Raw genomic sequence first — 9,176 nt, forward strand, 5'->3', positions numbered from 1 at the left:
GCACCCTCTGCATCGGGGCCCTGCTGATCATCATCGCGATCGTGCTCGCCGCCGAGACGAAGTCGCTCCTGCTCGGTGAGGCCGCCGGTACCGACGAGGTCGAGAAGATCAAGAACGCGGTCGTCGACGGCGACACGGTCACCCGTGTCATCCACATGCGCACGCTCCACCTCGGCCCCGAGGAACTGCTCGTCGCGGCGGGTTCGGTCAGTGGCCGGATTCCGTCGGGGTGTCCGGGGCGCCGCCGGGTGCCTTGGCGGGGTTGGTACCGGCCGCGGCGGCGGCCTCGCTGTAGATGTCCGGCTCCAGGTAGATGACCCGGGCGATCGGGACCGCGGCGCGGATACGGGCCTCGGCGGCGTTGATGGCGTTGGCCACCTCGACGGCCGTGTCGTCGTGCTGCACCGCGATCTTGGCCGCGACGAGCAGTTCCTCGGGGCCGAGGTGGAGCGTGCGCATGTGGATGACACGGGTGACCGTGTCGCCGTCGACGACCGCGTTCTTGATCTTCTCGACCTCGTCGGTACCGGCGGCCTCACCGAGCAGGAGCGACTTCGTCTCGGCGGCGAGCACGATCGCGATGATGATCAGCAGGGCCCCGATGCAGAGGGTGCCGATGCCGTCCCAGACACCGTCGCCGGTCGCGAGGGACAGGCCGACGCCTCCGAGGGCGAGGACCAGACCGACCAGCGCGCCGAGGTCCTCCAGGAGGACGACGGGCAGCTCGGGGGCCTTGGCCCGGCGGACGAACTCCTTCCAGGAGAGCGATCCGCGGGTCTCGTTGGACTCCTTGATGGCCGTGCGGAAGGAGAAGCCCTCGGCGATGATCGCGAAGACGAGCACCCCGACCGGCCAGTACCAGGCCTCGATCTCGTGCGGGTCCTTGATCTTCTCGTAGCCCTCGTACAGGGCGAACATGCCACCGACGGAGAACAGCACGATGGAGACGAGGAAGGCGTAGATGTACCGCTCGCGGCCGTAGCCGAAGGGGTGCTGGGGGGTGGCCTCGCGCCGGGCCTTCTTGCCGCCGAGCAGCAGCAGTCCCTGGTTGCCCGAGTCCGCGACCGAGTGGACGCTCTCCGCGAGCATCGATGACGAGCCACTGAACAGGAACGCCACGAATTTGGCCACCGCGATGGCCAGATTGGCGCCGAGTGCCGCCACGATCGCCTTGGTTCCGCCTGACGCACTCATGGGTGCCTGGTGTCCCTTCTTCGCTGCTGCGGCCCTGGCGCCGCCGTACGGCCGGACATTGTTGCAGTCGCCGGTGCGGGTGGTGCGTCAGACCACCACTGTGGCACGGAACAAGGTTCCCGTACCGGACACTTCGACCTCTTCCCCGGCGGGTACGAAGACGGAGTCGCCGGGGGCGAGGTCCAGCGCGCCCGCCTTCGTGGCGCCCTGGGTGCAGAGCAGGATCTGCGGGGCGTCGCGGGTCAGGTCCACGGGGGCGGCGCCGGGCGAGAGGTCGAAGCGGGAGAGCCGGAACTCGTCCACGGGCGTCTCGTACGGTTCCTCGCCGGACGGTGCGGCCTCGGGGCGCAGGATGCCGGGGTCGGCCGCCTCGAAGCGGACGACGCGCAGGAGTTCGGGTACGTCGATGTGCTTGGGCGTGAGGCCGCAGCGCAGCACGTTGTCCGAGTTGGCCATGATCTCGACGCCGAGGCCGTCGAGGTAGGCGTGCGGGACGCCCGCGCCGAGGAACAGGGCCTCGCCGGGCTTGAGTTCCACGTGGTTCAGCAGCATCGCCGCGATGACACCGGGGTCGCCGGGGAAGTGGTGGGCGAGCCGGGCGTACGGGGCGTGGGCGCCGCCGAGGCGTTCGGCCGCGGCGGCCGCGCGGTGCACCGTCTCGGCCATCTCCGCCGGCTCGGCGCCGAGGATCGCGGTGAGGACCTCGCGCAAGGCGGCCTCCTCGGGGTGGGCGCCGAGGAGGTCGACGTACGGCTTGAGCTCGTCGACGCCGAGGGCCGCGATCGTCCGGGCCGCCTCGGCGGGGTCGCGGAAGCCGCACAGGCCGGTGAAGGGGGTGAGCGCGCAGATCAGCTCGGGCTTGTGGTTGGCGTCCTTGTAGGTGCGGTGGGGGGCGTCGATCGGGACGGACCGGCGCTCCTCGTCCTCGTAGCCCTTCCGGGCCTGTTCGAGGTCGGGGTGGACCTGGAGGGAGAGCGGGGCGCCCGCCGCGAGCAGTTTGAGGAGGAAGGGCAGGCGGGGGCCGAACTTCTCGACGGCGGCCCGGCCCAGTTCGCGCTCGGGGTCGGCGGCGATGACGTCGGCGAGGGACTGCTCGGGGCCGGCCTCCCCGGTGCCGGTGGTCCGGGTGAGGCGGGAGGGGGCGCCGGGGTGGGCGCCCATCCACATCTCGGCCTGGGGTTCGCCGGTGGGGGCGACGCCGAGCAGTTCGGGTATGGCGGTGGTGGAGCCCCAGGCGTAAGGGCGCACGGTGTTGGAGAGCCGGTCCATGGGATTCGTGTCCTTGTGAGGTGCGTGGATCGGGTGGATCGGGGTGCGGTGTGTGCTGCTGGGTGCCCGGGTGCCGCGGGACCGGGCGCGGGGCCCGCCGCCGTACGGGGATGCGGGGGCGGGCCGGGTCAGACGCGGGCCTCCGACGCGAGGGCCAGGTACACGGCGGCGAAGTCGGTGACCGCGAGCAGTTCGGCGAGGGATTCGAGGTCGGTGCCCTCGTCCGGTTCGAGTTCGCTGATCGCGGTGTCGTGGCCGAGTGCCAGTTCGCGGGCGGCGGGAGCCGCGCTCAGGCCGCCCGCGGGACGGTCCCGGAGCAGTACGACGCGGGCGTGCAGCGGCTCCGGCTCGTCGACCCGGTCGCGGAAGAAGTCGTCGGGGTCGGCGCCCGCTGCGAACGCGCCCGCCAGCAGTCCGCCGTGCGCGGGGAGCGCCTCGGGCAGTTCCGCGGCGAGGGCGGGGCGCCCGGACAGCTCGGCCAGGACGGCGGCGAACCTGCGGCCGACCGGGCCGGCCGCGTCGCCCTCGGTCCAGATCAGGGGCAGGCTGTCGGCGAGTTCGGCGGCGAGGGTCTTGGCCGGGTTGCTGTACGTGGCGATGGCCGGGCCGCAGCGTTCCGCAGTGCGGTCCAGCCGGTCCGCGACGCCCTGCAGCGCGTCGGCGGGGGCGGTGACCAGGCCGACCCGGTCCAGCAGCGCGAGCAGCGGGGTGAACAGCGCCCAGAGCGTGCCGGGGCCGGCGGCCGAGGTCTCGGCGTCGTACTCGCCGTGCGGGGCGGAGGCCATCGGTACGAGGAGGCCGCGCACGCCGTCGACGGCCTCGCGCAGCGGTGACCGGTGGGGGGCGACCGCGACGACGCTGCAACCCCGGCGGTACGCCTGTTCGGCGAGGAGGGCGAGGCCCGGCTCGGCGCCGTCGGCCGTGACGATGAGCAGCAGGTCCACGGGGCCGGCCCAGCCGGGCAGCGTCCAGCGCAGCGCGCCCGCGGCGGGGGCCACCCCGGTGGGGCGGATGGCCGTGACGGGTGCGGCCGCGCCGACCAGGGCGGTGACGAGGTCGGCGACGCCGGACGCGGCGGTGCCGAAGCCCGCGACCAGTACGGCGCGGGGGCGGCCCTCCGGGTTCAGTTCGGCGATCCCGGCCTCGGTGGCGTGCCGGGCGGCGGTGCGGACCCGGGCCCCGGCCTCGGCGGCGCCGCGGAGCAGGCCGCGGCGGTCGGCTCGGGCCAGGGACTCCGGGGCGTCGAGCAGCGACTCGTCGAGCATGGGGACGGTCCTCCGATCACATGCTGATCACCGTGCGGGGCGGGGCGGCGGGCGACGGCGTCGTGCGCCCGGACGCAGGTCGCTCGGGGCGCGGGCGGGGTCGTGCGCCCGGGCTCCGGCTCACGCGGGGCGGCGGGCCTCGTCGACGAGGAGGACGGGGATGCCGTCCCGTACCGGGTAGGCCAGCCCGCAGTCGTCGCCGGTGCAGACCAGCTCGGGGGCGTCGGATGCCGACCGGTCGTCGAGCGGAGAGTGGCAGGCCGGGCAGGCGAGGATCTCCAGGAGGCCGGCTTCGAGCGGCATGGGGCGGGTCCCTTCAGGCAACGGATCAGGCCACGTCAGCCTACCGCCGGAGGGCGGGGCGCGCGGGGCGGACGGGCGTGGATGGAGCCGGGGTGTACGCCGGAGGGATCGGCGCTAAACGGCGGGGGTCTTCGGGGAGCGGACCAGGGCCAGCACCTCGTCCCGCACCGCTGCCATCGTCCGCTCGTCGCGGGCCTCCACGTTCAGGCGGAGCAGGGGTTCGGTGTTGGAGGCGCGGAGGTTGAACCACCAGTCGGGTGCGGTGACGGTCAGGCCGTCCAGGTCGTCGGTCGTGACCCCGTCGCGGCCCGCGAAGGACGCGCGGACCGCTGCCGTGCGGGCCCGCTGGTCGGCGACCGTGGAGTTGATCTCGCCGGAGCCGGCGTAGCGGTCGTACCGGGCGACCAGTTCCGACAGGGGGCCCGGCTGCCCGCCCAGCGCGGCCAGCACGTGGAGCGCGGCGAGCATGCCCGTGTCGGCGTTCCAGAAGTCGCGGAAGTAGTAGTGCGCGGAGTGCTCGCCGCCGAAGATCGCGCCGTGCTCGGCCATCTCCGCCTTGATGAAGGAGTGGCCCACGCGGGTGCGGACCGGGGTGCCGCCGTTCTCGCGGACGACCTCGGGGACCGAGAGCGACGTGATCAGGTTGTGGATGACGGTGCCCCGGCCGCCGTTGCGGGCGAGTTCCCGGGCCGCCACCAGGGCCGTGATCGCGGACGGGGAGACGCCCTCGCCCCGCTCGTCGACGACGAAGCAGCGGTCGGCGTCGCCGTCGAAGGCGAGGCCGAGGTCGGCGCCCTCGGCCACGACCCGGGCCCGGAGGTCGACGAGGTTCTTCGGGTCGAGGGGGTTGGCCTCGTGGTTGGGGAACGTGCCGTCGAGTTCGAAGTACATCGGTACGAGGTCGACGGGCAGGTCCGCGAAGACGGTGGGGACGGTGTGGCCGCCCATCCCGTTGCCCGCGTCGACGACGACCTTCAGCGGGCGGATCGACCCGAGGTCCACCAGGGACAGCAGGTGGGCGGCGTAGTCGGTGAGCGTCTCGCGCCCGGTGACGGTGCCGGGGGTCCCGGCCGGCCGCGGGGCGCCGGTCTCGGCCCACTTCTCGACGAGGGCGCGGATCTCCGAGAGGCCGGTGTCCTGGCCCACGGGTGCGGCGCCCGCCCGGCAGAGCTTGATGCCGTTGTACTGCGCCGGGTTGTGCGAGGCGGTGAACATCGCGCCGGGGAGGCCCAGGCTGCCCGAGGCGAAGTAGAGCTGGTCGGTCGAGCAGAGGCCGATCAGCGTGACGTCCGCGCCGCGTGCCGCGGCCCCGCGTGCGAAGGCTCCCGAGAGGCCGGGCGAGGAGGGCCGCATGTCGTGTCCGACCACGATCGCGTCCGCGTCCGTCACCTCGACGAAGGCCGCCCCGAACTGCTCGGCGAGCGATTCGTCCCACTGGTCGGGCACCACTCCGCGCACGTCGTACGCCTTCACGATCTGCGACAGATCAGCAGCCACGGGCCGGTCCTCCTGAGATTCCTGCGGACCGCCCAAACTACCCGGCAACCCCCCGGGCGGACCGCCGGGCCTTCCGGCCGCGTGCGCGGAGCCGGCGGACGGCGGGTTCCGGGAGCCCGGCGGAGGAGCAGGAGACCGGCGGAGGTCAGGGTTTCGTCGGGGCCGGCGACCGGCGGACGGGCGGAAGTCCGGCGGAGGCCGGGGCCGATGAACTGGAGACCACGGACTACGGAAGTCCGGCAGAGGTCAGGAGTCCGGGGAGCGCAGCACCCGCAGGTGGCCGCGGCGCGCGACCTCCATCGGGTCGGCCGTCTGCGAACCGCCCCGGCCGTCGTCGGTCCCGCGGTCGTGCGGCCGGGCCGCTTCCCGTACGGCGTTGGCGAGCGCTTCGAGGTCGTCGCCGCTGGGGCGGGAGGGCGCGGAGGGATCGGAGAGCCGGACGACTTCCCAGCCGCGCGGTGCCGTCAGCCGCTCGCTGTGCTCGGCACAGAGGTCGTAGCAGTGGGGCTCGGCGTAGGTGGCGAGCGGGCCGAGGACCGCAGTCGAGTCGGCATAGACGTACGTCAGTGTCGCGACGGCAGGGCGGCCGCACGCGGTGCGCGAACAGCGACGTACAGGGCTCACGATGTTGGACGGTACCGCACTCTTGAGCGGGCTGCGACGACTCGCCCCCGGGTCACCCCTCCGTGTCGCGCTGTGACGTCCGGCACAACCGCCTTCCGGGCGACCTTTCTGACCTGCGCGGGAGGGGTCGGGAACGCCCCGTACCGGCAATGGTTCCGGTCACCATTCGGCATAAAAGTTGTCATTCGACAGGAGTCCGGCGATCAGTAGCGGGGCCTGAAACAAGCCCCCGGTTGGCCGGATTGTTCAGGATTGGACATGCCGATGCCCCGTCAGGGAGCGGCGGCCGGTCCGCCCTCCGGAGCGTTACCCTGCGTCCGTGATGGACAGTCCTGTACCGCCCCACCCGTCCCCGCCGTCTCCCCCGTCCGAGCCGCGTCCGCGCCGCCGGGACCGGCACGGCCGCGGCATGCGCGGGCCCGTCGCCCCGCCCCAGGTGCCGCTCTCGGTCAGCAGGGCGGAGAACTTCCGCGATCTCGTGCAGGACTCGGTGGAGCGGCTGGAGCGGCGCTGGCCGCAGCTGGCGGACGTCGACTTCATGGTGCTCGACGTGCCGGGGACCCAGGAGGAGACCGTTCCGCTGGGGCACGCGGTGTCCGCCGAGAAGGGCCGGCCCGCGCAGATCGTCATCTACCGGCGGCCGGTGGAGATCCGCACCAAGAACCGCGACGAGCGCGCCCTGCTGGTGCACGAGGTCGTGGTGGAGCAGGTCGCGGACCTGCTCGGGCTCTCGCCGGAGTCCGTGGACCCGCGGTACGGGCAGGAGTAGCGGAAACGGGAACGGTGGTGCGTGGGCGGCCGTTCCCGGCCCGCCCGCGCACCACCGTTCCCACCCGGCGATCCGGCCCGATCCGAACGAAAGGCCCTAGTCCCGCAGGACCGAGAGGTCCTGGACGGCCTCGGGCACCTCGACCGTTCCGCCGTCGTCCGGCAGGGTCTGCACGGTGAACATCTTGATGCCGCCCTGCGTGACGGTGAGGGTGCGCGCGGCGTGGACCGGGCCGCCCGACTCCGTCTCCACCGTCAGGGCGTAGCCGCCCTTGAGGCCGGACGGCACGGGCGGGACGACCGCCAGCGTCGTGCTGCCCCTGACCGTGTACTTCTTGACGACCTTTTCGCCGCCCCCGCTGCCCACCGATGCGGTGACCTTCACCGTGGCGGCGGCTCCCGGGGCGGTCAGCGAGAGCACCGAGCCCTCGGAGCGGTTGTCGGCGACGGTGGCCCGTGCGCCCGCCGGGCCCGTCGCCGGGATGTAGGCGACCTCCTGCTTGTCGCCGGAGCCGCGGACCACGCGCAGCGCGGCGACGACCGGGGTGGCCTTCCCGTCCTTCTCCGGGGTGAGCAGCAGGGAGCCGGGCTCGCCCTTGGTGAGGTCCTTCAGGTCGATGCTCGCGGTCATCTGCGACTTGACGTGCAGTCCGTCGTTCCCGGCCGGGGTGATCGCACCGGTCTTGCCGAGCAGTTTCACCTTCAGGTCGGCGTCGTCGTCGCCGGGCGCGAAGGCCACGAGGCGCACCGAGGTGGCGTCGTCGGGGATGCCGGGCATCACCAGGGTGCCCGTCGGGGCGGTGGAGGCGGCCAGCCAGTCGCTGCCGGCCTTGTCGTCCGCGGCCCTGACGGCGGCCCCGACGCGTCCGGTGCGGGTGGTGACGTGGACGGTCACGTCGTCGACGGCCTCGCTGGTGAGCGTGGAGATGAGCACCGGGACGCTGGACCGGGCGGGCACCGTGATGCCCTCGCCGACCTCGGACTTGAGGGAGCCCTTGGGTCCGTAGAGCTCGATGTCGGCCACGGCCGCGGTGTCGTCCGGGTTGGTCAGGTGGACGTAGTCCTGGCGGGACTTCGCGGTGCTCGCGGCCGGGAACCAGAAGTCCGTGTCGGGGACGGTGCAGCTGACGCCGAGCAGGCCGCGTCCCTCGCCCGCCTCGACCATGGTGGTCTGCTGGGCGGTCCAGCCGGGGGCCAGGCGGCCGGTGGCGGTGCCGACCAGGGCCGGGGTGTCGGCGCCGGACTCCTCGGCGACGGCCGGTTTGCCGGGCTCCTTGAGGGCGACGACCGGCTTCCCGGCGTCCGCCTTCTTGTCGTCCTTCTTCTTCCCGTCCTTGTCGTCCTTCTCGTCGCCCTTGTCCTCGCCGTCGCCGTCCGTGATCTCGGACGGCGCGGTCGGCACCAGCTCGGCCGCGCCGGCCTCGCCCGCGCCGTCGCCCGCCGGGGTGAAGGAGGTGTAGGTGGTCTCCGAGAGCTCCGAGAGTCCGGGGGCCGGGCAGAGCAGGGTGGACCGTTCCACCGGCAGTCGCGCGGCGGTCGCCGCCTTGGCGGTGTCCCCGTCGCCGGGCACGGTGAGCACGGCGAATCCGGTGACGGCGGCGAGGGCGACGGTGCCCGCGATGAGGGACAGGCTGCTGGTGGACTTCACTCGGACTCGCCTCGCGATGCGTTGCCGGTCGGCCACGGGTTCTGGCCCGGGGCGGGGTTCTCGTCGGGGTTCTGCGGGGTGTACGGGGCCGGGTGGCCACCGCCGACCTGGTCGTAGTGCGCCGGGGACGCGTACGTGCCGGTCTGCGGGTCGTACTGCTGCTGTTGCTGTTGCTGCTGGGCGTAGCCGTACGGGTCGTAGGAGTTCTGCCCGTACGGGTCGGCGGGGGCGGGCTCCTGGTGCGTGCCCTGCGTGCCGTATCCGCCGTCCTGGTACTGGCCCTCCTGGTACTGGCCCTCCTGGTACTGACCGGTCGGGTACTGGTCGTTCGGGTACTGGCCCTCGTCGTACCCGTTGCCCGGGTACTGCTGGTAGCCGGTGTCCTGGTACTGCTGCCCGTCCCATTCGCCGTACTGCTGCTGCGGCACCGCCGCGTACCGACCGTCGCCGTGAGATCGACGACGACCTGCCCGAGGAGGCCGTGGCGGCCCCCGTGGAACCGGTCACGGGCGAGGGGCGCCGGGCCCGCAGGCTGCGCGCGGCCGCCCAGGCGGAGGCGGAGGCCGGGCCGGACCCGGACGCCGCCCCCGGACAGGCGCCGCACGCGC

9 protein-coding genes and 1 pseudogene are annotated in these 9,176 nt (G+C 73.5%); 2 read left to right on the top strand and 8 right to left on the bottom strand.

From position 1 onward, the window contains the following. Positions 1 to 200, top strand: a pseudogene (locus EAO76_RS46635) (cation transporter); the annotation flags it as partial. 7 nt (positions 201 to 207) lie between these two features. Here the strand turns inward: EAO76_RS46635 and EAO76_RS25640 are convergent. From EAO76_RS25640 to EAO76_RS25665, 6 genes are all read right to left on the bottom strand, one after another. Continuing rightward, positions 208 to 1,194, bottom strand: a complete 987-nt coding sequence (locus EAO76_RS25640) for a cation diffusion facilitator family transporter (protein WP_148838272.1) — start codon at positions 1,192 to 1,194, stop codon at positions 208 to 210. An 87-nt stretch (positions 1,195 to 1,281) separates the two neighbouring features. Beyond that, entirely contained in the window at positions 1,282 to 2,463 is a 1,182-nt protein-coding gene (gene manA / locus EAO76_RS25645) for a mannose-6-phosphate isomerase, class I (protein WP_148838273.1), read from the bottom strand. A gap of 128 nt (positions 2,464 to 2,591) precedes the next feature. Beyond that, positions 2,592 to 3,728, bottom strand: a complete 1,137-nt coding sequence (locus tag EAO76_RS25650; protein ID WP_148838274.1) for an SIS domain-containing protein — start codon at positions 3,726 to 3,728, stop codon at positions 2,592 to 2,594. Positions 3,729 to 3,848: 120 nt separating this feature from the next. Then, positions 3,849 to 4,031, bottom strand: coding sequence for a Trm112 family protein (locus tag EAO76_RS25655; RefSeq protein ID WP_148838275.1), 183 nt, complete (start codon positions 4,029 to 4,031; stop codon positions 3,849 to 3,851). A 114-nt stretch (positions 4,032 to 4,145) separates the two neighbouring features. Further along, positions 4,146 to 5,528, bottom strand: coding sequence for a phosphomannomutase/phosphoglucomutase (locus EAO76_RS25660; RefSeq protein WP_148838276.1), 1,383 nt, complete (start codon positions 5,526 to 5,528; stop codon positions 4,146 to 4,148). Positions 5,529 to 5,774: 246 nt separating this feature from the next. Then, positions 5,775 to 6,152 carry a DUF3499 domain-containing protein gene (locus EAO76_RS25665; protein WP_187438796.1) on the bottom strand — a complete coding sequence of 126 codons (378 nt, stop codon included), beginning with the start codon at positions 6,150 to 6,152 and terminating at the stop codon, positions 5,775 to 5,777. 322 nt (positions 6,153 to 6,474) lie between these two features. Between EAO76_RS25665 and EAO76_RS25670 the strand changes: the two genes are divergently transcribed. Beyond that, a complete protein-coding gene (locus EAO76_RS25670) occupies positions 6,475 to 6,921 on the top strand; it encodes a metallopeptidase family protein (protein WP_148838371.1) in 447 nt (148 codons plus the stop codon). Positions 6,922 to 7,017: 96 nt separating this feature from the next. Here the strand turns inward: EAO76_RS25670 and EAO76_RS25675 are convergent, their stop codons facing one another. Together EAO76_RS25675 and EAO76_RS25680 are read right to left on the bottom strand one after the other, a co-directional pair. After that, positions 7,018 to 8,568: a DUF5719 family protein gene (locus EAO76_RS25675; RefSeq protein ID WP_148838277.1), complete on the bottom strand. Its 1,551-nt coding sequence runs from the start codon at positions 8,566 to 8,568 to the stop codon at positions 7,018 to 7,020. After that, a complete protein-coding gene (locus tag EAO76_RS25680) occupies positions 8,565 to 8,996 on the bottom strand; it encodes a hypothetical protein (RefSeq protein WP_187438797.1) in 432 nt (143 codons plus the stop codon). The genes EAO76_RS25675 and EAO76_RS25680 overlap by 4 nt, the downstream gene beginning before the upstream one ends. Between the last annotated feature and the right edge of the window lie 180 nt (positions 8,997 to 9,176).

This window comes from Streptomyces sp. sk2.1 (assembly GCF_008120935.1).
Lineage (GTDB): Bacteria > Actinomycetota > Actinomycetes > Streptomycetales > Streptomycetaceae > Streptomyces.

Coding starts and splice junctions, on each gene's coding strand:
- EAO76_RS25655 (WP_148838275.1), bottom strand. CDS start 4,031: ATGCCGCTCGAAGCCGGCCTCCTGGAGATCCTCGCCTGCCCGGCCTGC.
- EAO76_RS25640 (WP_148838272.1), bottom strand. CDS start 1,194: ATGAGTGCGTCAGGCGGAACCAAGGCGATCGTGGCGGCACTCGGCGCC.
- EAO76_RS25650 (WP_148838274.1), bottom strand. CDS start 3,728: ATGCTCGACGAGTCGCTGCTCGACGCCCCGGAGTCCCTGGCCCGAGCC.
- EAO76_RS25670 (WP_148838371.1), top strand. CDS start 6,475: ATGGACAGTCCTGTACCGCCCCACCCGTCCCCGCCGTCTCCCCCGTCC.
- manA (WP_148838273.1), bottom strand. CDS start 2,463: ATGGACCGGCTCTCCAACACCGTGCGCCCTTACGCCTGGGGCTCCACC.